This is a genomic window from Pseudomonas sp. ChxA (assembly GCF_030263855.1).
Taxonomy (GTDB): domain Bacteria; phylum Pseudomonadota; class Gammaproteobacteria; order Pseudomonadales; family Pseudomonadaceae; genus Aquipseudomonas; species Aquipseudomonas fluorescens_CB.
This window is the reverse complement of the sequence record NZ_JARPMK010000001.1, coordinates 2,146,225-2,171,925: the sequence shown is the minus strand read 5'-3', so window position 1 is coordinate 2,171,925 and position 25,701 is coordinate 2,146,225. Positions and strand designations below refer to the sequence as shown.

The 25,701-nt window shown below is 59.4% G+C and carries 23 protein-coding genes and 1 pseudogene; 14 read left to right on the top strand and 10 right to left on the bottom strand.

Annotated elements, in window-relative coordinates:
• Nucleotides 1-9: 9 nt before the first annotated feature.
• On the bottom strand, nucleotides 10-198 hold the full coding sequence (locus P5706_RS09660; RefSeq protein WP_200431272.1) for a hypothetical protein: 189 nt from the start codon (nucleotides 196-198) through the stop codon (nucleotides 10-12).
• Nucleotides 195-926 (bottom strand): annotated as a pseudogene (locus tag P5706_RS09655) (zeta toxin family protein). The gene P5706_RS09660 and the pseudogene P5706_RS09655 overlap by 4 nt, the downstream one beginning before the upstream one ends.
• A gap of 176 nt (nucleotides 927-1,102) precedes the next feature.
• Between P5706_RS09655 and folE the strand changes: the two are divergent.
• Both folE and P5706_RS09645 read left to right on the top strand, forming a co-directional pair.
• A complete protein-coding gene (gene folE, locus P5706_RS09650) occupies nucleotides 1,103-1,648 on the top strand; it encodes a GTP cyclohydrolase I FolE (RefSeq protein ID WP_019826593.1) in 546 nt (181 codons plus the stop codon).
• A gap of 102 nt (nucleotides 1,649-1,750) precedes the next feature.
• Nucleotides 1,751-2,122 carry a glutathione S-transferase N-terminal domain-containing protein gene (locus tag P5706_RS09645; RefSeq protein WP_017137834.1) on the top strand — a complete coding sequence of 124 codons (372 nt, stop codon included), beginning with the start codon at nucleotides 1,751-1,753 and terminating at the stop codon, nucleotides 2,120-2,122.
• A gap of 122 nt (nucleotides 2,123-2,244) precedes the next feature.
• Here P5706_RS09645 and P5706_RS09640 read toward each other — a convergent pair whose 3' ends face one another.
• Genes P5706_RS09640 through P5706_RS09630 form a run of 3 tightly spaced genes read right to left on the bottom strand, consistent with a single transcriptional unit; the run spans nucleotide 2,245 to nucleotide 5,178 of the window.
• The gene (locus P5706_RS09640; protein WP_200431270.1) at nucleotides 2,245-2,565 is read right to left on the bottom strand and encodes an AtuA-related protein; all 321 of its coding nucleotides are present in this window, start codon (nucleotides 2,563-2,565) and stop codon (nucleotides 2,245-2,247) included.
• Complete coding sequence (locus P5706_RS09635; protein ID WP_285679085.1) at nucleotides 2,562-3,884, bottom strand: acyclic terpene utilization AtuA family protein; 1,323 nt, start codon at nucleotides 3,882-3,884, stop codon at nucleotides 2,562-2,564. Before P5706_RS09635 ends, P5706_RS09640 begins: the two co-directional genes overlap by 4 nt.
• 1 nt (nucleotide 3,885) lies before the next feature.
• Nucleotides 3,886-5,178 carry a CitMHS family transporter gene (locus P5706_RS09630; RefSeq protein WP_200431268.1) on the bottom strand — a complete coding sequence of 431 codons (1,293 nt, stop codon included), beginning with the start codon at nucleotides 5,176-5,178 and terminating at the stop codon, nucleotides 3,886-3,888.
• Nucleotides 5,179-5,289: 111 nt separating this feature from the next.
• Between P5706_RS09630 and P5706_RS09625 the strand changes: the two genes are divergently transcribed.
• Nucleotides 5,290-6,186, top strand: coding sequence for a LysR family transcriptional regulator (locus P5706_RS09625; protein ID WP_285679084.1), 897 nt, complete (start codon nucleotides 5,290-5,292; stop codon nucleotides 6,184-6,186).
• A 156-nt stretch (nucleotides 6,187-6,342) separates the two neighbouring features.
• On the opposite strand, the gene P5706_RS09620 is transcribed toward P5706_RS09625, so the two are convergent.
• Complete coding sequence (locus tag P5706_RS09620; RefSeq protein WP_285679083.1) at nucleotides 6,343-6,945, bottom strand: glutathione S-transferase family protein; 603 nt, start codon at nucleotides 6,943-6,945, stop codon at nucleotides 6,343-6,345.
• A 10-nt stretch (nucleotides 6,946-6,955) separates the two neighbouring features.
• The gene (locus P5706_RS09615; RefSeq protein ID WP_285679082.1) at nucleotides 6,956-8,122 is read right to left on the bottom strand and encodes an aminotransferase-like domain-containing protein; all 1,167 of its coding nucleotides are present in this window, start codon (nucleotides 8,120-8,122) and stop codon (nucleotides 6,956-6,958) included.
• A gap of 81 nt (nucleotides 8,123-8,203) precedes the next feature.
• On the opposite strand from P5706_RS09615, the gene P5706_RS09610 reads away from it, so the two are divergent.
• From P5706_RS09610 to P5706_RS09600, 3 genes are all read left to right on the top strand, one after another.
• Nucleotides 8,204-8,638, top strand: a complete 435-nt coding sequence (locus P5706_RS09610; protein ID WP_285679081.1) for a MarR family winged helix-turn-helix transcriptional regulator — start codon at nucleotides 8,204-8,206, stop codon at nucleotides 8,636-8,638.
• Between the two features lie 389 nt (nucleotides 8,639-9,027).
• Nucleotides 9,028-10,374, top strand: a complete 1,347-nt coding sequence (locus tag P5706_RS09605) for an NCS2 family permease (protein WP_017137842.1) — start codon at nucleotides 9,028-9,030, stop codon at nucleotides 10,372-10,374.
• Nucleotides 10,375-10,439: 65 nt separating this feature from the next.
• Nucleotides 10,440-11,066: a LysE family translocator gene (locus P5706_RS09600; protein ID WP_200431263.1), complete on the top strand. Its 627-nt coding sequence runs from the start codon at nucleotides 10,440-10,442 to the stop codon at nucleotides 11,064-11,066.
• Here the strand turns inward: P5706_RS09600 and P5706_RS09595 are convergent.
• On the bottom strand, nucleotides 11,056-16,290 hold the full coding sequence (locus P5706_RS09595; RefSeq protein WP_285679080.1) for a dermonecrotic toxin domain-containing protein: 5,235 nt from the start codon (nucleotides 16,288-16,290) through the stop codon (nucleotides 11,056-11,058). The genes P5706_RS09600 and P5706_RS09595 overlap by 11 nt on opposite strands.
• A gap of 163 nt (nucleotides 16,291-16,453) precedes the next feature.
• On the bottom strand, nucleotides 16,454-16,807 hold the full coding sequence (gene uraH / locus P5706_RS09590; RefSeq protein WP_056861106.1) for a hydroxyisourate hydrolase: 354 nt from the start codon (nucleotides 16,805-16,807) through the stop codon (nucleotides 16,454-16,456).
• Between the two features lie 390 nt (nucleotides 16,808-17,197).
• On the opposite strand from uraH, the gene puuE reads away from it, so the two are divergent.
• The 8 genes from puuE to P5706_RS09550 all read left to right on the top strand — a co-directional run bounded on the left by puuE (nucleotide 17,198) and on the right by P5706_RS09550 (nucleotide 24,451).
• A complete protein-coding gene (puuE, locus tag P5706_RS09585; protein WP_065911482.1) occupies nucleotides 17,198-18,124 on the top strand; it encodes an allantoinase PuuE in 927 nt (308 codons plus the stop codon).
• On the top strand, nucleotides 18,121-18,636 hold the full coding sequence (gene uraD / locus P5706_RS09580; RefSeq protein WP_285679079.1) for a 2-oxo-4-hydroxy-4-carboxy-5-ureidoimidazoline decarboxylase: 516 nt from the start codon (nucleotides 18,121-18,123) through the stop codon (nucleotides 18,634-18,636). Before puuE ends, uraD begins: the two co-directional genes overlap by 4 nt.
• A 79-nt stretch (nucleotides 18,637-18,715) precedes the next feature.
• Nucleotides 18,716-19,711, top strand: a complete 996-nt coding sequence (gene alc / locus P5706_RS09575) for an allantoicase (protein WP_137204239.1) — start codon at nucleotides 18,716-18,718, stop codon at nucleotides 19,709-19,711.
• A gap of 127 nt (nucleotides 19,712-19,838) precedes the next feature.
• Complete coding sequence (locus P5706_RS09570; RefSeq protein ID WP_056861103.1) at nucleotides 19,839-20,342, top strand: ureidoglycolate lyase; 504 nt, start codon at nucleotides 19,839-19,841, stop codon at nucleotides 20,340-20,342.
• A gap of 51 nt (nucleotides 20,343-20,393) precedes the next feature.
• On the top strand, nucleotides 20,394-21,692 hold the full coding sequence (locus tag P5706_RS09565; RefSeq protein ID WP_285679078.1) for a urate hydroxylase PuuD: 1,299 nt from the start codon (nucleotides 20,394-20,396) through the stop codon (nucleotides 21,690-21,692).
• A 181-nt stretch (nucleotides 21,693-21,873) separates the two neighbouring features.
• Complete coding sequence (locus tag P5706_RS09560; RefSeq protein WP_200431258.1) at nucleotides 21,874-23,220, top strand: nucleobase:cation symporter-2 family protein; 1,347 nt, start codon at nucleotides 21,874-21,876, stop codon at nucleotides 23,218-23,220.
• A gap of 53 nt (nucleotides 23,221-23,273) precedes the next feature.
• Entirely contained in the window at nucleotides 23,274-23,642 is a 369-nt protein-coding gene (locus tag P5706_RS09555; RefSeq protein ID WP_200431257.1) for a hypothetical protein, read from the top strand.
• 23 nt (nucleotides 23,643-23,665) lie between these two features.
• Nucleotides 23,666-24,451, top strand: coding sequence for an outer membrane protein OmpK (locus tag P5706_RS09550; protein WP_017137852.1), 786 nt, complete (start codon nucleotides 23,666-23,668; stop codon nucleotides 24,449-24,451).
• A 109-nt stretch (nucleotides 24,452-24,560) separates the two neighbouring features.
• Here P5706_RS09550 and P5706_RS09545 read toward each other — a convergent pair whose 3' ends face one another.
• Complete coding sequence (locus P5706_RS09545) at nucleotides 24,561-25,691, bottom strand: patatin-like phospholipase family protein (protein ID WP_200431256.1); 1,131 nt, start codon at nucleotides 25,689-25,691, stop codon at nucleotides 24,561-24,563.
• Between the last annotated feature and the right edge of the window lie 10 nt (nucleotides 25,692-25,701).

Here is a 25,701-nt window from a genome sequence, read left to right as displayed (position 1 = left end):
ATCGTCGCTTCAGTCGTCGAAATGCTCTTTCGCTTTTTTCTCTCTCGCTTGCGAGATCATTGCCTTCTGCAACGTAATCGCGGTATCGGCAGCGCTTCGATACACCGCACGTCGTTCTTCCACGGAACCACTTCGAAAGAAATCTGACATGGTCGTCGATGAATACTTCTCTATGACTTCCTTAACTTCGCCTTTCATAAGGCTACTCCGATCAAAATTTGCTCAAGCTGATCAGGATGGTAGGGCTGCCTGACGAGTTCGTCAATTTCGTCAGCCGACAGGTCGATACCAATTTGCGACTCGCCTGCGTCGGTGTCTTTGATAAGCACATCTACTTGCAGCGCCCCGATAAATTCACGTTTCAGTCGGCATACCGTCGCTTTCGACGCGTAAAACTGACGAATGAACTCTTTGCACGGGATATTTCGACCTTCAACAGCTTCACGCGCCAGTACTAACTCCCAAGCCAGTTCAGGCTTCTGGTAAACGTAGATAACTTGTACAGACCTGTTTTCCTTATCGAGGGCTCGCTGGATGTTTTTTCGAGCCACAGCAAAATTCGCCAGTGTTCCATCCAACAAGAAGGACTGGCGCTGCTGATAAACCAAGTCGACAGTCCGCTATACCATCGTTGTTACGCCACGCTGAAAAAGGCTGGAATTTCGTCCCGTATAATCAGGAAAGTATTCCCTGAAAGCATCAGGATCGATACGCAATGCACGGGATCCCCCCTCCTCCATCAAGCGAATAAATGATTTGGAGACTTCTGTCTTGCCCGCGCCGGGAGAACCCACCATGAATACCGAAACCGGATAATTTTCGCCCGGGTAATTAGCCAGACACGCCAGCTCACGTGCAATCCTGGTTCGATTTGCCTTGGCAAAGATCAGTGCGCGCTCAGAAATGCTTCGCTCCAGCGGGGTCATTACGTCCTCCTCAACGGAGGCCGACTCTAACATCGCTATCGCCTGGGAATACAACTGTCGGCCTACCTACGCTACTATGTGCGCCACATCACCCGCCGCTCCTGCGGGCAGGGCAACGCTTCACATTGGTACAGGCATACACCGTACCGTTCTGAAACCCATACGGAAACAGTCCTGTGACATTGGAACAAAACTATACCGCGATCCTCGGCCAGCTCGGCGAGGACGTTTCCCGCGAGGGCCTGCTCGACACGCCAAAGCGTGCCGCCAAGGCGATGCAGTACCTTTGCCGCGGCTATGAACAGACGCTGGAAGAAGTCACCAACGGTGCCTTGTTCAGCTCCGACAACAGCGAAATGGTGTTGGTCAAGGACATCGAGTTGTACTCGCTGTGCGAGCACCACCTGTTGCCGTTTATCGGCAAGGCGCATGTGGCGTATATCCCGAGCGGCAAAGTGCTGGGCCTGTCGAAGGTCGCGCGGATTGTCGACATGTATGCTCGCCGCCTGCAGATTCAGGAAAACCTCAGCCGCCAGATCGCCGACGCGGTGATGCAAGTGACCGGCGCCCTGGGCGTGGCGGTGGTGATCGAAGCCAAGCACATGTGCATGATGATGCGCGGTGTGGAGAAACAGAATTCGTCGATGATCACTTCGGTGATGTTGGGTGAGTTCCGCGAAAACGCGGCCACCCGCAGCGAATTCCTCAGCCTGATCAAGTAACAGGCTGCGTAAGGAAAAGCCGGCGTTCATCGCCGGTTTTTTTTCGCCTGCGAAATTCAGGTAAGCTGCGGCCCCTTCTTCATGGGCAAGAGGTTTTCAGCCATGTTCGTCAAAGCACTTCGAGTGGGTCTCGGCCAAATCATCATCGCGGGCGACTTCCTGACCCGCCCGCGCAAAAAGCAGCGTTCTGCCGAGCAACAGGCACAGGTCAACGCAGCGGCCAAGGAGCTGACGCTGTATCAGTTCCACGCCTGCCCGTTTTGCGTGAAGACTCGCCGCACCCTGCACCGCCTGAATGTGCCGGTGGCGCTCAAGGACGCGAAAAACAACGAACAGGACCGCCAGACTCTGTTGGAGCAAGGCGGCAAGATCAAAGTGCCGTGCCTGCGTATCGAAGAGAATGGCCAGACCACCTGGATGTATGACTCCAAGGTGATCATCGATTACCTCGACAAGCGGTTTGCGGCGGTCTGACAGCCGCTGAAGAACCCAAGTGGGAGCTGGCTTGCCTGCGATGCAGGCACCTCTGTGATTCAGGTAGACTGAGTTGATGCTATCGCAGGCAAGCCAGCTCCCACACAAGCCAGCCCCGACATTTAGTTGTGTATTACCAAGTCCAGATCCAATAAGGCCGAGCCCAGGCACTTGCCATGGGCGTCCAGCGCCAGCGAGCGGGTCACGCCGCCGCGCAGGATCCCCGGCAGCACGAAATTCAGCGCCTGCACATTTGGCAATTCATAACGCCGCACCGGCGCCGCACCCGGCTCACGCAAGCCGGCAAAAAACGCGGCGACGCGCTCAGGCGTGAGCTGTTCGCACAGCAACGGATAGTCCTCGGCGCGGTAGGCGATGATCGAGATGTTCGAGGTGTCGCCCTTATCGCCGGTACGCGAATGGGCCAGTGTATGCAGTTTCATGCTTCGATCCTCGGGTTGACCGCGCTACGCGGCAGCAGCAAGGAGGCCACCGCCACCACTTGGCGCACGCTTTTACTCGCGCCGCCGCCACCCGACGGGCCGTTGGTGTAGAGGGTTTCCACTTCGTTGCCAACCCGTACCGCCTCGGTGCGATCTTCACACCGGGCGGCCACGCGCAGGCGCACTTCCCAGGGTTCGACATTGCTGCGGGGGCCGTGCAAGGAGTCCATTCCAATCAGCTCGGCGCGTAGGTCCTGCATCTTCACCCCCATCAGTTCAAGGCGCTTGAGTACGATATCCCGCGCCAACTCAGCCCGTGCGACAGCGCCCGGTCCGCCGTAGGACATCTGCCCTTCGCCAATCCATCCATCGAGGTAACCCACGCTGACTTTCAACTGTTCAGGCCGAGCGCGCCCACTGGCGTTTTGAGCACGGACGCGATCCACGCCCTCTTCCACAAAGCTCACTTGGGAAAAGTCTGCCGTCACGTCCGGCGTCAAGTAAGCCGCCGGGTCGTGTACTTCGTAGATCATCTGCTCGGTGCAGGTCGCACGGCTGACCCGCCCGCCGGTGCCTGCCACCTTGGTGATCACAGCTTCACCATTGGCATCGATTTCGGCCAACGGGAAACCCAGACGTGCCAGCTCATCCACATCCTTTAAGCCGGGATCGGCAAAATAGCCACCGCTGACCTGCCCCGCGCATTCCAACAAATGCCCGACCAACGTACCGCGCCCCAGACGCTGCCAGTCGTCCGCGGCCCAGCCGAACTCAAACATCTGCGGCGCCAAAAACAGCGACGGGTCGGCCACGCGCCCGGTGATCACCACGTCGGCATCGGCGCGCAAGGCTTCAAGGATGCCGTCGACGCCCAGGTAGGCGTTCGCGGATATCAGCCGCTCCCCCAAAGCCCCCACGGTGTGGCCGTTATCCAGCAAAAAACCGGGCTGCAAGCCCTTCAACACGTCATCGCCCACCACCGCCACGACCTTGAGGTCCAGGCTCAACGCCTTGGCAATGCGCCGCACTTCAACGGCCGCCGCCACCGGGTTGGCCGCGCCCATATTGGTAATGACCCGCAGGCGACGCCGGCCTTTCACGCCAACAAATGGCAACACCCGGCGCATGCGTTCACTCAGCAGCGGGTCGTAACCCCCTTGTGGATCGCTGATACGCGCCTGTTGCGCCAGGGCAATGGTGCGTTCGGCCAGGCACTCGAACACCAGGTAATCCAGGTCGCCCTGTTCGGCCAGTTCCACGGCAGGCTCGATACGGTCGCCGGAGTAGCCGGCGCCGGAGCCGATGCGCAAGGTTTTCATCTCAAATCACTCCCAGGAGCAATGCGGTCAGGGTCATCAACACCGACGCGGCAAACAGAAACGGAATGGTGAAGCGCTGGTGATCGGCCAGTTCAACCTTGCACAGGCCCACCAGCAGGAAGGTCGCAGGTGTCAGCGGGCTGACCGGGAAACCGGTGGTGTGTACGCCCAGCAACGAGGCCTGGGCCACTTGCAGCGGGTCGACGCCCAGGGCTTTGCCGACCTCGGCGATCACCGGCATCACGCCGAAATAGTAGGAGTCGGGGTCAAACAACATGCTCAACGGCATGGAAATAAAGCCCACCACCGCCGGGATCAACTTGCCGTGGCCGGCGGGAATCTGTGCGACCGCCACCTCGGCAATCGCCTTGAGCATGCCGGTGCCTTGCATGATGCCGGTGAACACGCCGGCGGCGAGCAGGATACTGGCCATGGTCAGGGCGGTTTTCGCGTGGGCATCGATGCGCGCGCGTTGAGCGTCCACATTCGGGTAGTTGATGCACAGCGCCACCACGGTGCCGAGCATGAACATCACCACCGGGTCGACCCAACCGGCAATCATCACCACCATCACCAGCACGGTCAGCAACAGGTTGACCCAGAACAGCCGTGGGCGCCGCAGCTTGATGTCGTCGTCGCTGAGCACCCGTTGCGGCACCGCATCCACCGAGGAACCGGCGCCCAGGCCCAGGCGTTTTTCTTCACGACGGCCCAGCCACCAGGCGCAGGCAAACACGAAGACCAGGCCGACGATCTGCACCGGGATCAGCGGCTGGAACAGGTCGGCCACCGGCACATGCAAGGCCGCCGACGAGCGCAGCACCGGACCGGTCCACGGCAGGAAATTGACCCCGGCGGCCATGGCGCAGACACACGCGAGGATACGTTTGTCGATGCCCAACCGCGTATACAGCGGCAGCATCGCCGGCACCGTCACCAGAAAGGTCACCGCGCCGGAGCCGTCCAAGTGCACCAGCAGTGCCAACGTCGCAGTGCCGACCACAATTCGTGTAGGACGCGTGCCGACCGTGCGCAGGATGCGATCAATGATCGGGTCGAGCATACCGGCGTCGGTCATGATCCCGAAAAACAGAATCGCGAACACAAACATGCCCACCACCGGGGCGACGTTTTTGATTCCGGTAATGATAAAGGCGCTGGTTTGCAGGCCGAAACCGCCGAGCAATGCAGCAATGATCGGCAAGGCGATCAGCGCCACCAGCGGCGACAGGCGTTTGCTCATGACGGCAGCGAGCAGGCACAGGATGGTAATGACACCCAGGGTAGCGAGCATGGGTTACTCCAGAGCGGCCTTGGTGGCCGGTTATTGTTTTACCTGGAGTATTGGAAGCGGGTTAGTCTTTGTAAATTGGAATATTCGGCCTAGCACGTTCGGAAAAACAAAATGAAGAACAGCATCCAACACATACAAGCCTTTCTCGCCGTAGCCCGCACCGGCAGTTTCACCAAGGCCGCCAACGAGCTGCACTTGTCGCCCTCCGCGCTGACGGTACAGGTGCAACAACTCGAAGACTGGCTCGGGGTTGCCCTGCTCGACCGCAGCCCGCGCCATGTGAGCATTACCGCCGCAGGCGAAGACGCACGCGGCCCGATGGAAAAACTGCTGCTGGACCTGGACAACATCGTCACCGGCTCCCGCGACCTCGCCGCCCTGCGCCGCGGCGTGGTCAGCATCGCCGCGCTGCCCTCGGTGTGCGCCGGCGCCCTGCCGCCGGCCTTACGCCTGTTTCGTGAACGCTTTGCCGGCATCGAAGTACGTTTGCATGACCTGGTAGCCCATCGCATTCACGCGCAGGTGCGTGAAGGCGAGGTGGATTTCGGCATCGGCGTGCGGGCGCGGCTGAGCCACGGGCTGGAGTTTTTGCCGGTGCTCAATGATCGGTTGTGTGCGTTTGTGCCGCTGAAGCATCCCCTCGCTCACCATCGCCAACTGAGCTTGGAGCAATTGGCGGACCAGCCGATCATCCTCACCGGGCGCGACAGCAGTGTGCGCGAGCAAGTGGACGCGTTGTTTGATCAGACACGGCTGACAATGAATGCCGGCATGGAAGCCAACTACATGTCGACAGTGCTGGCGTTGGTGCGCCAGGGGTTGGGCATCAGTGTGCTGCCAGAGTCGGCGGCGGACAGTTTGGCGGGGTTGAAGCGAATCAATATCGACCATCCCGGTGTGAACCGCGAGATCGGCTTGATCAGTCGCAGCGGGATGGGCCTGAGCCCGGCGGCGCAGCGCTGTTTTGAGCTGCTGAGTGATGAGCTGTCTGGCACAACATCGGATTGAAACTGGACACTATCAATGTGGGAGCTGGCTTGTGTGGGAGCTGGCTTGCCTGGGAGCTGGCTTGTGTGGGAGCTGGCTTGCCTGCGATGCAGACACCTCGGTTTATCTATTACCCCGAGTTGATGCTATCGCAGGCAAGCCAGCTCCCACATAAACTCAATCCATCATCGCTACGTGTTTTGGATGACTGGCCACCCGCGCCAGCCACGCCTGCACACCCGGATAAGCGTCCAGCTCAAACCCACCCTCCTGGGCCACATGGGTATAGGCATACAACGCCACATCGGCGATGGAGAATTGATCGCCCACCAGATACGGGGTCAGTTGCAGTTGGCGCTCCATGACTTTGAGGGCCTTGTAGCCACCTTTGTGCAGCTTCTTGTATTCCTCAAGACGGTCTGCGGGCAAGCCCAGGTAAAACTGGATAAACCGCGCCACCGCAATGTACGGCTCGTGGCTGTACTGCTCGAAAAACTGCCATTGCAGCACTTGCGTGCGCAAGCGTGGCTCGGCCGGCAAAAATTCGCTGCCATCGGCCAGGAAATTGAGAATCGCGTTGGACTCCCACAGGCAGGTGCCGTCTTCAAGTTCCAGCACCGGGATCTTGCCATTCGGGTTCTTGGCCAGGAATTCAGCAGTCTGGGTGTCGCCCTTGAGGATGTCGACATCGATCCATTGGTACGGGATGCCCAGCAGGTTGAGCATCAATTTGACCTTGTAACAGTTGCCCGACTTGTAATCGCCATAAACCTTGTACATGGGGCTCCCCTTATGCCGCTTGCGCGTGCTGTGCTTGACGGACTACCGCGGCCAGGCGCTTGAGACCTTCGTCCAGGCGGGCCGGGTCGATATGGCTGAAATTGAGGCGCAACGAACCCAGGTGTTGATCGGGCTCGGAAAAGAACGGTTCACCGGGCATGAACGCCACGTCCTGAGCCAATGCTTGCGCCAACAAGGTGCGGGTGTCGAGCGGCTGTTTCAAGGTCAGCCAGAAGAATAATCCACCTTGAGGCACCTGCCAGTCGGCCAAGTCGCCAAAGTGGCGCTCCAGCGCCGACTGGAATGCATCGCGGCGCTCGCGGTAAAAGCTGCGCAGTTGCGCCAGATGCAGCCGGTATTGCTCGGTACCGAGCCATTGCATGGCCTGCCACTGACCAATGCGATTGGTGTGCAGGTCGGCCGATTGCTTGAGCTTGAGCAGGTGCGGGAATAAATCTTCGCTGGCGATCAGGTAACCGACCCGCAACCCCGGCAGCAGCGTCTTGGAGACGGTGCCGGTGTAGATCCAACTGGCTTTCGTCAGGCGCCCGGCGATGGGCTGGGCACTGGCGCCGTCGAAGCTCAGCTCGCGGTAGGGCTCGTCTTCGATCAGGGTCACACCAAATTCGTCGAGCAAGGCAGCCACGGCTGCGCGCTTGGCTTCGCTGTAGCGTACGGCCGATGGGTTCTGGAAGGTCGGGATGAGGTAGATGAACGCCGGGCGATGGCGTTCGAGGCTGGCGCGCAGGGCTGCCAGGTTCGGGCCGTCGGCCTCCAGTTGCACCGTGAGGCAATCGGCGCCGAACAGTTGGAAAATCTGCAGTGCAGCCAGGTAGGTCGGGCCTTCCAGCATGACTTTAGTGCCCTTGTCGATATACAGCTTGGCCGCCAGGTCCAGGGTTTGCTGGGAACCGCTGACCACCAGTACCTGGCTGGCCTGGCACGGTACGCCCAGGGCGCGGGCCTCGGCGGCGAGCAGTTCACGCAATTGCGGCTCGCCTTCGCTCATGCCGTATTGGCCGATATTCAGTGGCAGGTCATCCCAATTCAACGCTGGCAACATGGCTTCGGCCGGCAGGCCACCAGCGAACGACATCACGTTCGGGCGCTGGGCCGCCGCGAGGATTTCACGGATCAAGGAGCTTTTGAGGCGCGTAACACGTTCAGAGAAGGCCATAGGGTCACCGGTAGCGAAGTCGCGGGCAAATACGTCAAACTAGTTGACCGAAATTACGACGACTCGCGTGGATACGTCAATATGCTTGACCTTAAAAACCAGGGCAGCCAACAGCAAGCCATGGAAGCCTTCTTCTTCGGCTACCAGGCCTTTACCGCCAAGGCCGACGAAATGCTCGAGCGTCGGGGCCTGAGCCGTGTGCACCAGCGCATCGTGTTTTTTATCGCACGCTACCCGGCCTTGAGCGTGAAGGAGTTGCTGGAATTGCTAGGGGTGAGCAAGCAGGCGTTGAACATGCCGCTGCGCCAATTGCAGGAAATGCACCTGGTTGAAAGCGTCGCGTCCGAGGCCGACAAGCGCAAACGCCTGCTGGAACTGACGGAAGAAGGCCAGCGTTTTGAGCAGTCGTTGCGCCGCGAACAGGTGAAGCTGTTGCAGCGCGCATTCAGTGAGGCTGGTGAAGAGGCCGTAGCGGGCTGGCTGGCCGTGAATCAGGCCCTCGCCGGCCAGCCTTGATTCCTATGCCGAGCGAGCGTGTTGTGGCAAGCAGGCTTAGTGTGGCGAGCAGGCTTGCCCTGCGCTGGGGCGCGTAGCGGCCCCAAAACCTGCCGATGATCTCTAGCTGAAGCCCCGCGGTGACTGATTCAGGGCCGCTTCGCGCCCCAACGCAGGGCAAGCCTGCTCGCCACAACAAGCCGAAGAAACGCCCCTGCATCCGCCTTTCATCCCCTTTCCCAGACAAAATAGAAAACATTATTTGCTTTATTTGTATACAAAAGCATAATTCGCTTCGTGCGAGTTCCTGACCTACTGGTCAACAAAACCCGCCAGTACCTCAAAGCGCTGCTGCCCACCTCTGTGACCGGCGCTGGAAATAACAATAAAACTCTTGAGGAGTACTTGCTGTGGATAGCCAAAAAACCGAAGCCCCTACGCTGGACCTCGCCCCACCGCAAGGCGGCTGGCTGGAACGCCTGTTCAAACTGCGCTTGCATGGCACCACAGTGAGAACCGAACTGATTGCCGGCCTCACCACCTTCATCACCATGGCCTACATCATCTTCGTCAACCCCAACATCATGGCTGACGCCGGTATCGATCACGGTGCGGCGTTTGTCGCCACCTGCATCGCCGCTGCGCTGGGCTGTCTGTTGATGGGCTTATACGCCAACTGGCCAGTGGGCCTGGCGCCGGGCATGGGCCTGAATGCGTTTTTTACCTACACCGTGGTCGGCACCATGGGCTACCACTGGGAAACCGCGCTGGGCGCAGTGTTTATTTCCGGCGTGCTGTTCATGGGACTGACGCTGTCACGCGTGCGTGAATGGCTGCTCAACAGCATCCCCGTAAGCCTGCGCCATGCCATGGGCGCAGGCGTCGGCTTGTTCCTTGGGGTGATCGGCCTGAAGACTGCCGGCATCATCGTCGACAGCCCGGCCACCTTGATCAAGCTCGGTTCGCTGCACGAGCCTGCGCCGTTGCTGGCGGCCGTGTGCTTCCTGTTGATCGCGATCCTGAGCTATCACCGGGTATTCGGCGCGATCCTGATCAGCATCATCGCCGTGACACTCGCCGGTTGGGGCCTGGGCCTGGTGCACTACAACGGCATTCTTTCCACCCCACCGAGCCTGGCGCCGACCTGGATGGCCATGGATATAAAAGGTGTATTCAATGTCAGCATGATCAGCGTGGTATTTGCTTTTCTTTTTGTACACATGTTTGATACCGCAGGTACACTGATGGGCGTCGCGCAACGGGCCGGGCTGGTCAATGCCGATGGCAAGATCGATAACCTGTCCCGCGCGCTTAAGGCCGATAGCGCCTCCAGCGTATTTGGCGCCATGGTCGGTGTGCCGCCGGTGACCAGCTATGTGGAAAGTGCTGCGGGCGTGGCTGCAGGTGGTCGCACCGGGCTCACGGCCGTGACCGTAGGCATTCTGTTTGTGGCGGCGATGTTTTTTGCGCCACTGGCGGGGATGATTCCGGCGTATGCCACCGCCGGTGCGCTGATTTACGTGGCGATGCTGATGATGGCGAGCATGGCACATATCAATTGGGATGAGGCCACCGACAGCATTCCGGCAATCGTCACGGCGATCATGATGCCGTTGACCTTCTCGGTCGCCGACGGTATCGCCCTGGGCTTTATCACTTACGTGGCGCTCAAGGCCGGCACAGGCAAGTACCGTGAGATTTCTGTCAGCCTGTGGGTGCTGTGCGCGATCTTTATCGCCAAGTTCATCTTCCTGTAGTTCGGGAATGGCTGAAAAACCGCCTCGCCTTCGGGCGGGGCTTTTGCATGAAGGGAGAAATGTAGATGAACCTGGATACCTGGTTGTTGTTCAGCGGCGCAGCGTTGGTGGTGATCCTGATCCCCGGGCCGTTGTCACTGTTGATGATCAGCAACAGCCTCAACTATGGCCTGCGCCGCTCATACCCGGCGTTTCTGGGCGGGGTGTTTGCCTCGATCTGCCTGCTGAGCGCCTCGGCTTTGGGCCTGGGCGCATTGTTGCTGGCCTCCGAGCAGTTATTCAGCGCCTTGAAAATCGTCGGCGCGTTGTACCTGTTCTACCTGGCCTGGCAGAGCTGGCAGCAATCTCGCCTGCCAACCCATGGCGCCGAGGTACCACAGGCGCCGGCGGTGCCGCGTTTTCGCGCACTGTTTGGCCGGGCCTTTGTGCTGGGCGCCAGCAACCCCAAGGACATCCTGTTTTTCGCCGCTTTCCTGCCGCAGTTCCTCAGTAGCCAACAGCCATTTCTGCCACAGCTGCTGATCATGATCGCCACCTGGACAGTACTCGACTTGCTCTGCAAGCTGGCTTACGGCCTCGGCGCCCACGGTGCCGCGCGCTACCTGCGCAGCGGCGCAGGCCAGAGCTGGTTCAACCGCGTCAGTGCCGCACTCTTTGGCGGTGCTGCAACCGCAGCGCTGCTCAAGGGTTGAACGGCGCGATTTTGGCAAAATACACACTGGCGGGCTCTTCAAAACGAACTCGCCACTGAATGCCTGCAACGATCCGAACCAGACGTTTTTGTGTCATGGCTTGATCAATGGCGGCGAACTCCGCCGAAAATAGCGAGTGCGCACTGATACGGTGGCGAAACCAAGCATCGGACATCTGCGCCGCGCCCCTTGAGCTCATGCGGACAACGCGATTCTCCACCCAATTATTGAGCACAAAATAGGTCGAATTCGAATGCGGATGGATACAGTAAAAATCTATCGTACTGGTCCCGCCATGCCGCCTTGGAACGCCCCTGACGGTGAATCCATAGCTTTCGAGTACCTGCCTGACGGCCGCTTGAACAGATTGCGAACGAAGTACGCCGTTGCCGGCGCGGCGCCTGATCAACGAGGGGTCAAGGCTGAAGGGCGGCGTGAAATCCAGCCGCGTGCCTCCCGGTGCTGAACCATCGACCCCCAGGTTAATGGTGAGGTCGCCCGGCTCGCCCGCAGGCCTTAGCATTCTCAGCAGATCAGGCAGGCGGTCCGGGGTTCCCGGTGCCGTCCAACGGTCGAGCGTCGCCCTGATATTGAGTAGATGCGTGGCGGTTACCGTGGGGCCGGTGTCTGCCAACTCAGTGAGCCGGTCGGCAACAAACCGCCTGCTGCCTGCGGTCATAGTAGGGAAAGCCCGCCCCACCGTGACGTCCAGGCGTTCATTAAACAGCACTTGATGGGGCGTCCACAGCCCATTGGCACCCAGGACCGTCGGTATCGGCTGCTCAGCAGCAGCCACGCCCAGCCAGCGCTCCATGTCCACGGACGCCCTGAACGAAATATCTTGGTTGCGCATCATAAAGACGATATTCGAAGACGCCGCGTCTGACCCCTGGGGCAATAACCGATAGTAATCAGGCCCTAGTCGCAACAGGTCAATAGCCGCAACCTGCGGCGTAGCTGCCACCCGGTATAGGTTGCGGCCCAGGGGCGGCACTTCGATCAGTGAGCCACTGCGCCGAAACCCCCACGCCTGCCAGGTACTGTTGGCCACAGGCGAGGCGCGCACGTTCGCTTCCATACCCGCGCGCGAGGGCGGCGACCACTCCGTGACGCTTCTGCTGGGGCCCCAAGGCTGCCATACGCCTGAACTCGGCCCGGGCATCGGTGCATCGGCACCCAGCAGCCATTCGCGGGGCTGCTCGATGTGCAAAATCAGCTCATCTTGCCCTCCTCCCTGGCTATTTTTCAGGCGCAGCCCTTCTTCGTTCACACGTTGGTATACCGGGTAAACATCGTTACCCTCGCGGATAAACTGCTGGCCATTTTTCACATAGCGTCCTTGACCTCCAGGCCCCGCCAATTCAACGGCACCATCCAAGTCGACAGGGGACTGGAAGTGCTCCAGCAGATGACGTGGCTTGATCGGTGACGGTTTAAGGCCTGCGCGGGTACCGAGCGTGAACCCTTGATGGCGATGCAATCGGGCTAAAGCGACACGCGAAACGCGCGCGCCTTTTGGGGCAGGGCCAAAGGATGTGAGCACATCGACGAACGCAATCATGGTCAAGAACGCCACATCCACCGCGTCATGGGCAGACCCGCTGAAATGATAACGTCGTGCCGCAAGCAGCATTTCATAAAGGTTGATACCAATGCCCAGTACCGGAACGAAGGACAGCATCGCGCGAATTGTCGCGTCGCGCTGCTCCCCCAGCCGTTGCTCGCGGTATTGCTCCAGCGCCTGGGAAGACTGGGATTGGGCCTGGGTACGCCGTTGCAGTTCGAACACCTGGGCGTGGGCCAACAACGCCATGGCATTGCCATAGCGGGTGGGCGCAGCCGCTAACCATTGTTCAGGCTGTGACTCAATCTGTTTCTTGATCAACGCCTCAATGCTTTCATTGTCCAGCGCCGGTTTTTTGGGCGGGGCCAAAAAAAACTCCACCATCATGGCAACAAAACGATATAGGCCGGGTTGACCCGGCTCAAACGAGTGAGGCATGCGGTGTTGCACCCCTAGGTCTTCATTGGGGTAGCCGGCCAGCGCCTGCGCCTCCCAGCCGGGCGCCACCTGGCGCGCCAACGCTTTCTGGTTTTCGGGAAGTGCGCCGATAAGATTCAACGCCTTTTGTGCTTCGTCCAAACTGGCATACGCGACAATCACCCGGCTTGCCGCAGCCATGGGCCAGTACACCACACAGAGCTTTGATAACCGGTCATGAATGAACAACAAGCCAGCAATGTGCCGATCATGTTCTGGGGTTACGTCCATCAGGCGCAGAACTGCCAACTGTACGTCAAACCCATCTTTTTTCAGGTCACTCGCCGACCGAGCCGCCATCGCCAGGGTAAACAGGCGCTGCCCTTTATCCCCCAAGCCTTGGCGCACCGCAGAGTACAGCTGCATCTGCGCGCGTTCTTGCAAAGCCCTATAGACCAGAGCCTGTGAGAGCCCAGTAGACGTGGCCAACGTAGACGCCGGCGGGTAAAAAGCGTTAAGGATCAGCTTGTCGTACTCCCCTCCCAGATCGAGCGAAGACAGGGTGTTGATCAGGTAACGCACACTCAAGCGGTCTTTCCAGCCCGGCTCCAGCCAGCGTGCGCGATTCAACCGCCAGCGGGTCCAGGGTGCCTTGGGGTCGAGGTTATGCAACGCCAATTGCAGCAGGCTGAAGGTGGTGCGCTGCGCGCTGACGACCTTTTTTGTATCGCGATCACCCACTGCGCACTCACTCGACTGGCCACAAAAGTGGGAGCTGACATCATCGGGCAAATCCATCAGGGGTTTGTCGATATCCAGTTGCGGGTAAAAGCCGTCCTGAGTCAATCGCGCAATCAAGGCATTACGTGCGAATGACGCCAAGTCCGGCAAGTCCCGCCACAGTTTGCTCTCCACCGCAAAGGCATTCACCAGATAACGGCGTGACAAGCGTTTGTAGTGGCTTCGACTTCCGGGTGAGGCAATGCCCAACCACGACGGGAGTTTTTTGGCCTGGGTGGCTGCCATCTGCAACAGGTTGATATTGGCCAAGGCCAGTGTGCGAGCATCATTGGCGGGGACTTGCAGGCACTCGAACAACTCCTGGGCCAGCAACATTCGGCTTAACTGCGGATCGCTCACCTCACTGAACAACCGCACACCCTGGCCCACCAGCTTGTTCAACGCCGCATAACGTTGCATCAGCTTAACGAACAAGTCTATGAGCATCGTGCGCTTGACGGCCTCGTAACTCACTATCAGTGGCGCATCCATGGGCAACGCATGGATCGCGCCACGCGCAGCCACGCGGTGATCACGCCCGATGCAGCGCCACAAAACGCAGCCGTCGCGGCTTTTGAGGCTGGCTTGAAGCCCCTTGGCGAAAGCGTTCACGTTGTCGAAGGGCACCAGCCCGCCATACAGGCCCGCCACATATAACAATACTGAGTGTGGGCCGCTCGGGTGAGCCAGGGCCTGATGCGTGGTCACGAGCAGAGCCCCCAGCAGCGGGTACACCTGGCCGGACTCGCTGCCGACCGAGACCTGCAACACACAGGTATCGTCAGCACTGTCGCCAGGCACCCACGACTCACTCAATACCGTATTCAATCGCTCCAGGTGCACGGAGGGCATCAGGTTCAGCTGTTGCTGCATCTGGGCTTCCAGATGCAAAGCCCGGCGTAGGGCAGTCCCCACCAATGAACCGCGATTAGACCCGCCCAAAGGCTGTTCAAGCCAGAATGCCTTTTGAAACATGCGCTCGTGCGGGCCATGCGCCAATTGACTCGCGGTGCTCACGTGTTCCTGCCATCGCTGCTCAAGGCTCAAAAAGTCTTGATAGGGTGCACTGCTTTCGCCCACATCCGTCGGATCCAACAGGGCCATTAAGCCTTTTTCGTAACGATCGAGTTGCGCTTCACGGGTCTTGAGGGCGAGGTCCGGCGTCAGGCTTGCACCTGCAATCTCACCGCTGCGGCGCTGTTGGTCCCACTCCGGCAAGGCGTCCAGGGTGTTTCCCAGGAGGGCGCTACGTGCCAGCCGGCGACGGCCTTTTTCGATGAATTTAAGCAAGCGTTTCAGATCAGGAGCGCTGAACTGCCCCACACCTTGAACGCCCACAGCCGCAGGGTTGATTGACAATGCACAGGCCACCTCGTTATCCCACTGCGCCTCCAGCAACTCGGTCGCACTGGCAAGCAACACGTCTTCCTGATGTACACCAATAAGCTGAAGGGTAAACGCCTGAGGCGTAACACTTGGCGTGTTACACAGCTCATGCCAACGGCGCAGTGGCAAACACTGCCATAACACTTGGCTCAAAGGGCCGTTGACCAGTGCAGGCAGATCGCACTGCATGCGGTACAAGGAACTGAACTCATAAAACTCACGAATCAGACCCGGCAGGTAAATCACATGGGGCGCGCCCCCCACGATGTCTTCACGATAAATATGCAAAGCGCCCGGCACCGGGACCAGTGCCTGATTGGTGCCAGGCCACGCCACCCTGCTCACTTGAATACTCGCCCACTCACCTGCGGCGCGACGGCGCGCATCGGCGCCGGGGATCTCCATGACTTTACGGACCATGGCAAAGCCGCGGTCCGAGAGGTGGTAAACGCGATGGGCCAGCAGGGCATTCTCGGCAAACATCGATTTTCGTAACTGGACCCAATGCTGCTTGCGTGTCAGCCAGGAGCCATAGGCCAGTTGCTGCCAATAGTCGCGTTCAGCCTTCTCAACCTGACCGAGCAGCGCCAACCCCTTCACACGTACCAGCGCATCCCAGGCCGTAAACGCCAATGCCCGCGCAGGTTCGTCCTTGATACGCAATACAGTGAACTGGTTAATGTCGAGCGGCACATCGGGGTCAATGAGGAGCGCCAGCGCTTTTTCGGTCAGGCTATAGACCTTTAGAGGAAAAGGCGGCGGCCGGGATTCGGTAAACATCAGCGTGTCGGGGTCCAGCGCAAAGGCTTTGCGTAATGCGCCACGGATAATGCCCAGGACTCTCGGCGCACGCCCGATCAAGCCTTTAAGCGATTTTGCTGCCTGCCTGGCCCTGGCTTGGGCTTCGCACAGGCGATTGATTTCATGACTGGGCTGCGTGACCGCGTTCAGCCGGCGGGTCAGAAGTATGCGAATCGCCGCATCACGCTGCGATTCCGAGGTTTGCGGGTCATCAAAATTAAGCGCTTGCGCCGCAGTAGCTTCAGCGGCCAACCAGGCGGTGGTGTCGGTACTCATGGCGGACTGTTCCGTACAGAAAAGCCGAGCCTAGGCACCTCAGCCGCCCCAGGTGCGTTACATAGTTGGGCGGCCCGTGAGCCATTTAGAATAAAAAAAGCCCGCAGTGTGGGCGGGCAAAAAACCAACGAAGAGCTTTGGGGGTGTGAAGCGAGGTGACGACTCAGCTACCGCGATAGGTGGAGTAGCTGTAAGGCGAAATCAGTAGCGGCACATGGTAGTGGTCCTGTTCGGCGCTGATGCCAAAACGCAGCACGACGACGTCGAGGAAGGCCGGCTCCGGCAATTGCACGCCACGGGCGCGGTAGTAGTCGCCGGCGCTGAATTGCAGTTGGTAAACACCGCTGCGGTAGTCATCGCCTTGCAGCAGTGGCGCATCGCAGCGGCCGTCGCTGTTGGTGGTGGCAGTGGCAACCCGTTCCAGCTGCGCGCCGTCGACGCGGTACAGCTCGACCTGGATATTGCTGCCGGGGCAGCCGTGTGCGGCGTCCAAAACGTGTGTGGTCAAACGTCCCATGGCGTCTACGCGCCTCCTTAAGTCAGTAGAAGATAAACCTGCACTTTTTCAGGGCATCAAAAAAGCGGGCGATGGCTGATTAAGACACTTTTTAAAAAAATTGTACACAATAAAAATCACAAAGTTTTGGATCACCCTGCCGGCGTTGCTCGGAGGAGCATTTAGCAAGTAAACCTTGCTTTTAAACGACCTTTTGTCCATTAGCTGACCAACCAGGCAAGTTTCTTGCTACACCCTTTTAACCGAGTGCTGCAGAAAAAATGCAGAAATGTAGGCTTACAAAGTGGCTGATAAGTTGTATACAATCACTCATCGCTGTGACGCCACCCAGTCTTTTCACTGCCCGGTCGCCACACACACTTGCTACCACGAACAAGAAGGAAGACTGCAGTGAGCGCTGACTACCCACGCGACCTGATCGGTTACGGCAGTAACCCTCCTCACCCCCACTGGCCGGGCAAGGCACGCATTGCGCTGTCGTTCGTACTCAACTACGAAGAAGGAGGTGAGCGCAACATTTTGCACGGTGACAAAGAGTCCGAAGCCTTTCTCTCGGAAATGGTCTCGGCCCAGCCGCTGCAAGGCGCCCGCAACATGAGCATGGAGTCGCTGTACGAATACGGCAGCCGTGCGGGTGTGTGGCGCATCCTCAAACTGTTTAAAGAATTCGATATCCCACTGACCATCTTCGCCGTCGCCATGGCCGCCCAGCGCCACCCGGACGTGATCCGCGCGATGGTCGAGGCCGGCCACGAGATCTGCAGCCACGGCTACCGCTGGATCGACTACCAGTACATGGACGAGGCCCAGGAACGCGAGCACATGCTCGAAGCCATCCGCATCCTCACCGAACTGACCGGCGAACGCCCATTGGGCTGGTACACCGGCCGCACCGGCCCCAACACCCGCCGGCTGGTGATGGAGGAAGGCGGTTTCCTCTACGACTGCGACACCTATGACGACGACCTGCCCTACTGGGAACCCAACAACCCGACCGGCAAGCCGCACCTGGTGATCCCTTACACCCTGGACACCAACGACATGCGCTTCACCCAGGTGCAGGGTTTTAACAAGGGCGATGACTTTTTCGAGTACCTCAAGGACGCGTTCGACGTGTTGTATGCCGAAGGCGCTGAAGCACCAAAAATGCTTTCCATCGGCCTGCACTGCCGCCTGATCGGCCGCCCTGCGCGCCTGGCTTCGTTGAAACGCTTTATCGAATACGCCAAGGGTCATGAACAAGTGTGGTTCACCCGCCGCGTTGACATCGCCCGTCACTGGCACGAAACCCACCCGTACACGGGAGCGGCGAAATGACTGCGTTCCAGACATTAAAACCGTCGACCTTGAGCCGCGATGAGTTCGTCGCCGCCTTTGCCGACATCTACGAACACTCGCCATGGGTGGCCGAAAAGGCCTTTGACCTGGGCCAGGATGCCTCGATCGACCAGATCGAACCCCTGCACCAGCGCATGAGCGATATCCTGTTGAGCGCCGATCATGCCAGCCAGCTGGCGCTGATCAACGCTCACCCGGACCTGGCCGGCCGTGCGGCCGTCCAGGGCCAGTTGACCGAAGCCAGCACCAATGAACAGGCTGGCGCCGGTATCCACCAATGCACGGCCGAAGAGTTTTCTCGCTTCACCGAGCTGAACGACGCCTATAAGGCCAAGTTCAAGTTTCCCTTCATCATGGCGGTAAAAGGCAGCAACCGGCACCAGATCCTCGCCGCGTTTGAAACGCGCATTCACAACTCGGCAGACGCCGAGTTCAAATGCGCGCTGGCCGAGATCAACAAAATCGCGTTGTTCCGTTTACTGACTCTTTAAGCAACCCTCGCCCGAGCGCTCATGACGCCCAGGGCCTGGCGAGCATCCCAAGCCACTTAATTTAAGGCAGACAAGAAGAATGAAAGCTTACGCCGTACCTTTCGAGAAGTTCGTCAACCTGGCCGACGCGCGTCTTGGCACCAAGATCCTCTCGGTGACCGATGACTGGTTCGCTGACGCCAACCGCCTGTTCCAGCCGACCCCGGCCGTATGGAAGGAGGGCGTTTTCGATGACAACGGCAAGTGGATGGACGGCTGGGAGTCGCGCCGCAAGCGCTTCGAAGGCTACGACAGCGCCGTGATCCGCCTGGGCGTACCCGGCTCGATCAAAGGCGTGGACATCGACACTTCATTCTTCACCGGCAACTTCCCGCCATCGGCCTCCCTGGAAGCCTGCTTCCTGGCGTCGGGCGAGCCGGACGCCAACACCCAGTGGGTGGAAGTGCTGTCGGCGGTGGAGCTGCAAGGCAACAGCCACCACTACCACGAGATCAACAACGACCAGGCATTCAGCCACCTGCGTTTCAACATCTACCCGGACGGCGGCGTGGCGCGTCTGCGCGTATACGGCGTGCCATTCCGCGACTGGTCCTCGGTGGGCGACAACGAACAGGTCGACCTGGCTGCTGCCCTCAACGGCGGTCGTGCGCTGGCGTGCTCCGATGAGCACTTCGGCCGCATGAGCAACATCCTCAACCCGGGCCGTGGCATCAACATGGGCGATGGCTGGGAAACTGCCCGTCGTCGCACGCCAGGCAATGACTGGGTGATCGTCGCATTGGGCCACCCAGGCGAAATCGAGAAAATCGTGGTCGACACCCTGCACTTCAAGGGCAACTACCCGGACACTTGCTCGATCCAGGGCGCGTTCGTGAAGGGCGGCACCGACAGCCAGATCGAAACCCAATCGCTGTTCTGGCGCGAGCTGCTGCCGGCGCAGAAACTGGAAATGCACGCTGAACACACGTTTGCCGAGCAGATCAAGGCACTGGGGCCGATTACCCATATCCGCCTGAACGTGTTCCCGGATGGTGGTGTGAGCCGCCTGCGGGTCCTCGGTAAAGTCGCTAAATAAGCGGTGAGCCCATCGCAGGCAAGCCAGCTCCCACATTTGAATGTATTCACAGATCAAAATGTGGGAGCCGGGCTTGCCCGCGATAGCAATAGAACAAACAACACAGAATTCGGATAAGAAGACAGCCATGCGCACACTAGTGATCGAACCCCTGACCAAAGAAGCCTTCGCCCCTTTCGGAGACGTTATCGAAACCGATGGCAGCGATCACTTCATGATCAACAACGGGTCGACCATGCGCTTTCACAAGCTGGCCACGGTAGAAACCGCCCAGCCTGAAGACAACGCGATCATCAGCATCTTCCGCGCCGACGCGCAGGACATGCCGCTGACCGTGTGCATGCTGGAAAGACACCCGCTGGGCAGCCAGGCTTTCATCCCGCTGCTCGGCAACCCCTTTCTGATCGTGGTCGCGCCACTTGGCGATGAACCTGTATCGGGCTTGGTCCGCGCCTTCGTCACCAACGGCAGGCAGGGCATTAATTACCATCGCGGCGTCTGGCACCATCCGGTGCTGACGATCGAAAAGCGGGATGACTTCCTGGTGGTTGATCGCAGTGGCACCGGCAATAACTGCGATGAGCATTTTTTCAAAGAGGATGAGCGTTTGATCCTCGCCCCCCACCAATAAGAGAAGGCTTGATCACCCGACAACAAGGGTGACAGGCGAGAGGTAAAGACTGTGGAAGCACATTTGATGGAATGGCTGAACCTTAGCGTGCGCTGGGTTCACATGATCACTGGCGTCGCGTGGATCGGCGCTTCCTTCTATTTTGTCTGGCTGGAAAACAACCTTAATCGCGTCAACCCAAAAGACGGCCTGGCCGGTGACTTATGGGCGATCCACGGTGGCGGTATCTACCACCTGGAAAAATACAAACTGGCCCCGCCGACCATGCCGGACAACCTGCATTGGTTCAAATGGGAAGCCTATTTCACCTGGATGTCGGGCATCGCGCTGCTGTGCGTAGTGTTCTACGCCAACCCGACCTTGTACCTACTGGCGCCGGGCAGCAGCCTGAGCGGTCCGGAAGGTGTGTTGCTGGGCCTCGGCTCGTTGCTGGCCGGCTGGTTCATCTACTCCTTCCTCTGCGACTCCGCATTGGGCAAGCGCCCTGCCCTGCTCGGCCTGATCCTGTTCGTGCTGTTGATTGCCGCTGCGTACGGCTTCAGCAAAGTGTTCAGCGGCCGTGGCGCTTACCTGCACGTGGGTGCGGTGATCGGCACCATCATGGTCGGTAACGTGTTCCGCATTATCATGCCCGCCCAGCGCGCGCTGGTGGCGGCCATCGCCGAGAACCGCACACCTGATCCGGCGCTGCCGGCCAAGGGTCTGCTGCGTTCGCGTCACAACAACTACTTCACCTTGCCGGTGCTGTTCATCATGATCAGCAACCACTTCCCGAGCACCTACGGCAGCCAATACAACTGGCTGATCCTGGCGGGTATCGCGGTGGCAGCGGTGTTGGTGCGTCACTACTTCAACACACGGCATAACAGCCAGAAGTATGCGTGGACCTTGCCGGTCGGCGCATTGGCGATGATTTGCCTGGCGTATGTGACGGGGCCAAAACCTGTTTCGACTGCACCGGACGTGGCCAAAGCACCAGCAGCTATCGAGTACCAGCCATTGCCGGAAACTGCATTGGGTGGTGGCTTGAAACCGGCTGCACCTCCAGCACCGGCAGCAGCACCTGCTGCGGCACCGGCCCAGGCATCGATTGATTTCGACAAGGTGCACGGCGTGATCCAGGAACGCTGCGCCGTATGCCATTCGGCCAAGCCCACCAGCCCGCTGTTCAGCACCGCACCCGCCGGCGTGATGTTCGATACCCCGGCGCAGATCCAGCAGCAGGCGGCGCGTATTCAAGCGCAGGCCGTGGCCAGCCAGATCATGCCGCTGGGCAACATCACCCAGATGACCCAGCAGGAACGGGATTTGATCGGCACCTGGATCAACCAGGGGGCGCGCACTAACTGACAGCCTGAGTAACACAAATCCAAAATGTGGGAGCTGGCTTGCCTGCGATAGCGGTGCATCAGCCACCAGATGAGTGGCTGGGCCACCGCTATCGCAGGCAAGCCAGCTCCCACAGGGATTTGTGGTGATTTACAGAAAGCGTTCCAAACAACACAAAAATAAAAAAGATCCGAGGTGTTGCATGACCGAGTTAGTCGAACCGCAGATTCCCGCCGCACCCGCCATGGTGCGGCTGCCCCTCTTGCAACTGATTCTGGTAGGCCTGCAACACGTCTTGCTGATGTACGGCGGCGCCGTCGCCGTACCCCTGATCATTGGCCAGGCCGCAGGCTTGAGCCGTGAAGAAATCGCCTTTCTGATCAACGCCGACCTGCTGGTGGCCGGTATTGCCACCATGGTGCAGTCATTCGGCATCGGCCCGGTGGGCATTCGCATGCCGGTGATGATGGGCGCCAGTTTTGCCGCCGTCGGCAGCATGGTGGCCATGGCCGGCATGCCCGGTATCGGTTTGCAGGGCATCTTCGGCGCAACCATCGCTGCCGGGTTCTTTGGCATGTTGATCGCACCGTTCATGTCCAAGGTCGTGCGGTTTTTCCCGCCCTTGGTAACCGGCACCGTGATCACTGCCATTGGCCTGTCGCTGTTCCCCGTAGCCGTGAACTGGGCCGGTGGCGGCAGCGCTGCTGCAACGTTTGGCTCGCCGGTTTACCTGGCGATTGCCGCGCTGGTGCTGGCCACCATCTTGCTGATCAACCGCTTCATGCGCGGCTTCTGGGTGAATATCTCGGTGCTGATCGGCATGGCGCTCGGCTATGGCTTGTGCGGCCTGCTTGGCATGGTTGACCTCAGCGGCCTGGCCCAGGCGCCATGGGTGCAGCTGGTGACGCCACTGCATTTCGGCATGCCCAAGTTCGAGTTGGCGCCCATCCTGTCGATGTGCCTGGTGGTGGTGATCATCTTCGTCGAGTCCACCGGGATGTTCCTGGCACTGGGCAAAATCACCGGCCAGGAAGTCACGCCAAGAATGCTGCGCCGTGGCCTGCTGTGTGACGCAGGCGCCTCATTTTTCGCCGGTTTCTTCAATACGTTTACCCACTCCTCATTCGCCCAGAATATCGGCCTGGTGCAGATGACCGGTGTGCGTTGCCGCTCGGTGACGATCATGGCCGGGGCATTTTTGATTGTGCTCAGCCTGCTGCCCAAAGCCGCGTTTCTGGTGGCGTCGATTCCACCGGCAGTATTGGGCGGCGCCGCTATTGCCATGTTCGGCATGGTCGCAGCGACCGGGATCAAGATCCTGCAGGAGGCCGACATTGCCGACCGCCGCAACCAGTTGCTGGTGGCGGTCAGCATCGGCATGGGCCTGATCCCAGTGGTGCGCCCGGAGTTCTTCGCGCAGTTGCCCCTGTGGATGAGCCCGATTACCCACAGCGGAATCGCCATGGCCACCCTCAGCGCCTTGTCGCTGAACATCCTGTTCAACATCCTCGGCGGTTCGGAACGGCCCGCCGTCGCCCACACGCATTGATTTCACCTGTTAGCAAAAAACAACAAAAATAATAAACAACAGGAAATACCCACATGCACCCTATTCACCTGGGGCCGGCCACAAGCCGCGCCCCATTCTCGCCCCCTGCGCTCTCTAACAGCGCACTTGAGCCAAGGCCTGGGAGCCAGTATTCTCCGCGCCCGCTCGAATCGACTCAAAAAAAAACAGCGAATGTAAAAGCTGACTGCAGGGCCAACTTATCCTGGCCCAATGTCTGCGGCCAACGTGCAGAAAAAACCTCGGGATTCGACTGCATCAAGTGCAGCCGAAGGTCTTTTATTGGCTTTTTAAACACCTTGGCGCAGCTCTTGCTAAAAGCACTAAAGCTGACCAAACAGACGATTTTTGCAGCGAACCAAAAGGCGCCACACCAGAGCGCCTGCGTAGAAAAACAACCATAAAACTTTGACTCGGGAGCAACCGAATGAAACCTATGTTTAAAGGCCTGATGCTGGCAGGATCCCTGCTGGCCGGCGGCCAAGCCGTGGCAGGCGATTTGTTGCAGTGGCAGAACAACAGCCTGACGTACCTGTGGGGCAAGAACTTCACCGTTAACCCACAGATCCAGCAAACCGTCACCTTCGAGCACGCCGATGCGTGGAAGTACGGCGACAACTTCCTGTTCGTCGACCGCATCTTTTACAACGGCAAGGAAGACGGCAACGTCGGTCCAAGTACTTACTACGGCGAGTTCAGCCCACGCTTGTCGTTCGGCAAGATCTTCGACAAAGACCTCTCATTCGGCCCAATCAAAGATGTGCTGCTGGCCTTCACTTACGAGTTCGGCGAAGGCGATAACGAGTCGTACCTGCTAGGCCCAGGCTTTGACCTGAACATCCCTGGCTTCGACTACTTCCAGTTGAACTTCTACCAGCGCCAGACCGAAGGCAATCGCCCAGGCGATGGCGTATGGCAGATCACGCCGGTGTGGTCGTACACCATTCCCGTCGGCAACTCCAACGTGCTGATCGACGGTTTCATGGACTGGGTGGTGGACAACGACAGGAACGCCCGTGGCACTTACCACGCCAACCTGCACTTCAACCCACAGGTTAAATATGACCTGGGCAAGGCACTGCATTGGGGCGAGAAGCAGCTGTATGTCGGCTTCGAATATGACTACTGGAAGAACAAGTACGGGATCGAAGATTCCGGCGCGTTCAAGACTAACCAGGACACGGCGAGCTTCCTGGTCAAGTATCACTTCTGATTGAGCAACGCCAATCCCCTGTGGGAGCTGGCTTGCCTGCGATAGCGATGTGTCAGCCAACATAGGTGGCACAGGAATACCGCTATCGCAGGCAAGCCAGCTCCCACATTCAGATCTGTGTAAGGCCCAGGAACCGTGACAATTCCTCGCGCTTGGCCAGCGCGTCTTTCCTGCCCAGTTCAATCAACTCGCTGCAATACCCCGCCTCGAACAACAAATAACTCAACACCCCCGCCCCACTGGTCTTGGTCGCCCCCGGACCGCGCAAGAACAGACGCAACGCCGCCGGCAACTCCTGCCGATGCCGCGCCGCGATTTCATCGATCGGCTGGCTGGGCGCAATCACCAGCACCTCTACCGGCGCCAGCCCTGGCGCAGCATGGCTGAATTGGTTCAGACGCTCTAACAGCTCGATATCGCTTTCCAGGCTGTCAATAAACGTGCTGTTGAGCATATGCCCACCAATCTGCGCCAAGGTCGGCTCCTGGCCGGTGTAGGTACGCTGCATCGAAGGTTCATTGCCACGCGGGTTGCCGCTCACGCCCACCACCAGCACGCGGTTGGCGCCCAGGTGCAAGGCCGGGCTGATGGGCGCGGATTGGCGCACCGCACCGTCACCAAAATATTCCTGATCGAGCTTGACCGGCGCAAACAGCAAAGGGATCGCAGAGCTGGCCAGTAAGTGCTCAACCGTCAGTTGGGTCGGCACACCGATGCGCCGATGGCGCAGCCAGGCATCGATCTTGCCGCCGCCCTGATAGAAGGTCACCGCTTGCCCGGACTCATAGCCAAAGGCCGTGACCGCAACGGCATGCAAATGCTTGTTGCGGATCGCTTCGTCGATGCCCGGCAGGTGCAGCTTGTCGTTGAGCAAGTCACGCAGTGGCGTACTGTTGAGCAGCGCCACCGGCACCTGAGCGCCGAAACCCAGCAGGCTATGGATAAAGAAACGGCTGGCCTGGCGCACCACGCCGGGCCAATCGCTGCGCAATACCAGATGGCTGCGAAAGCCCTGCCAGAACGCTGTGAGGCGTTGGATGGCGGCGGTGAAATCCGTGGCGCCACTGGCCAGGCTCACCGCATTGATCGCGCCGGCCGAGGTGCCGACAATCACCGGAAAAGGATTCGGCGCCCCCGGCGGCAGCAACTCGGCAATCGCCGCCAGCACCCCCACCTGATACGCCGCTCGCGCCCCGCCACCGGAAAGAATCAAGCCTGTGACCGGTTCAGCTGGGCGCATTGCGTCACTC

Excerpts from the sequence above, each read along its gene's own strand:
- P5706_RS09660 (WP_200431272.1), bottom strand. The coding sequence starts at position 198 with ATGAAAGGCGAAGTTAAGGAAGTCATAGAGAAGTATTCATCGACGACC.
- P5706_RS09645 (WP_017137834.1), top strand. The coding sequence starts at position 1,751 with ATGTTCGTCAAAGCACTTCGAGTGGGTCTCGGCCAAATCATCATCGCG.
- P5706_RS09640 (WP_200431270.1), bottom strand. The coding sequence starts at position 2,565 with ATGAAACTGCATACACTGGCCCATTCGCGTACCGGCGATAAGGGCGAC.
- P5706_RS09635 (WP_285679085.1), bottom strand. The coding sequence starts at position 3,884 with ATGAAAACCTTGCGCATCGGCTCCGGCGCCGGCTACTCCGGCGACCGT.
- P5706_RS09630 (WP_200431268.1), bottom strand. The coding sequence starts at position 5,178 with ATGCTCGCTACCCTGGGTGTCATTACCATCCTGTGCCTGCTCGCTGCC.
- P5706_RS09625 (WP_285679084.1), top strand. The coding sequence starts at position 5,290 with ATGAAGAACAGCATCCAACACATACAAGCCTTTCTCGCCGTAGCCCGC.
- P5706_RS09620 (WP_285679083.1), bottom strand. The coding sequence starts at position 6,945 with ATGTACAAGGTTTATGGCGATTACAAGTCGGGCAACTGTTACAAGGTC.
- P5706_RS09615 (WP_285679082.1), bottom strand. The coding sequence starts at position 8,122 with ATGGCCTTCTCTGAACGTGTTACGCGCCTCAAAAGCTCCTTGATCCGT.
- P5706_RS09610 (WP_285679081.1), top strand. The coding sequence starts at position 8,204 with ATGCTTGACCTTAAAAACCAGGGCAGCCAACAGCAAGCCATGGAAGCC.
- P5706_RS09600 (WP_200431263.1), top strand. The coding sequence starts at position 10,440 with ATGAACCTGGATACCTGGTTGTTGTTCAGCGGCGCAGCGTTGGTGGTG.
- P5706_RS09595 (WP_285679080.1), bottom strand. The coding sequence starts at position 16,290 with ATGAGTACCGACACCACCGCCTGGTTGGCCGCTGAAGCTACTGCGGCG.
- uraH (WP_056861106.1), bottom strand. The coding sequence starts at position 16,807 with ATGGGACGTTTGACCACACACGTTTTGGACGCCGCACACGGCTGCCCC.
- uraD (WP_285679079.1), top strand. The coding sequence starts at position 18,121 with ATGACTGCGTTCCAGACATTAAAACCGTCGACCTTGAGCCGCGATGAG.
- alc (WP_137204239.1), top strand. The coding sequence starts at position 18,716 with ATGAAAGCTTACGCCGTACCTTTCGAGAAGTTCGTCAACCTGGCCGAC.
- P5706_RS09570 (WP_056861103.1), top strand. The coding sequence starts at position 19,839 with ATGCGCACACTAGTGATCGAACCCCTGACCAAAGAAGCCTTCGCCCCT.
- P5706_RS09560 (WP_200431258.1), top strand. The coding sequence starts at position 21,874 with ATGACCGAGTTAGTCGAACCGCAGATTCCCGCCGCACCCGCCATGGTG.
- P5706_RS09555 (WP_200431257.1), top strand. The coding sequence starts at position 23,274 with ATGCACCCTATTCACCTGGGGCCGGCCACAAGCCGCGCCCCATTCTCG.
- P5706_RS09550 (WP_017137852.1), top strand. The coding sequence starts at position 23,666 with ATGAAACCTATGTTTAAAGGCCTGATGCTGGCAGGATCCCTGCTGGCC.
- P5706_RS09545 (WP_200431256.1), bottom strand. The coding sequence starts at position 25,691 with ATGCGCCCAGCTGAACCGGTCACAGGCTTGATTCTTTCCGGTGGCGGG.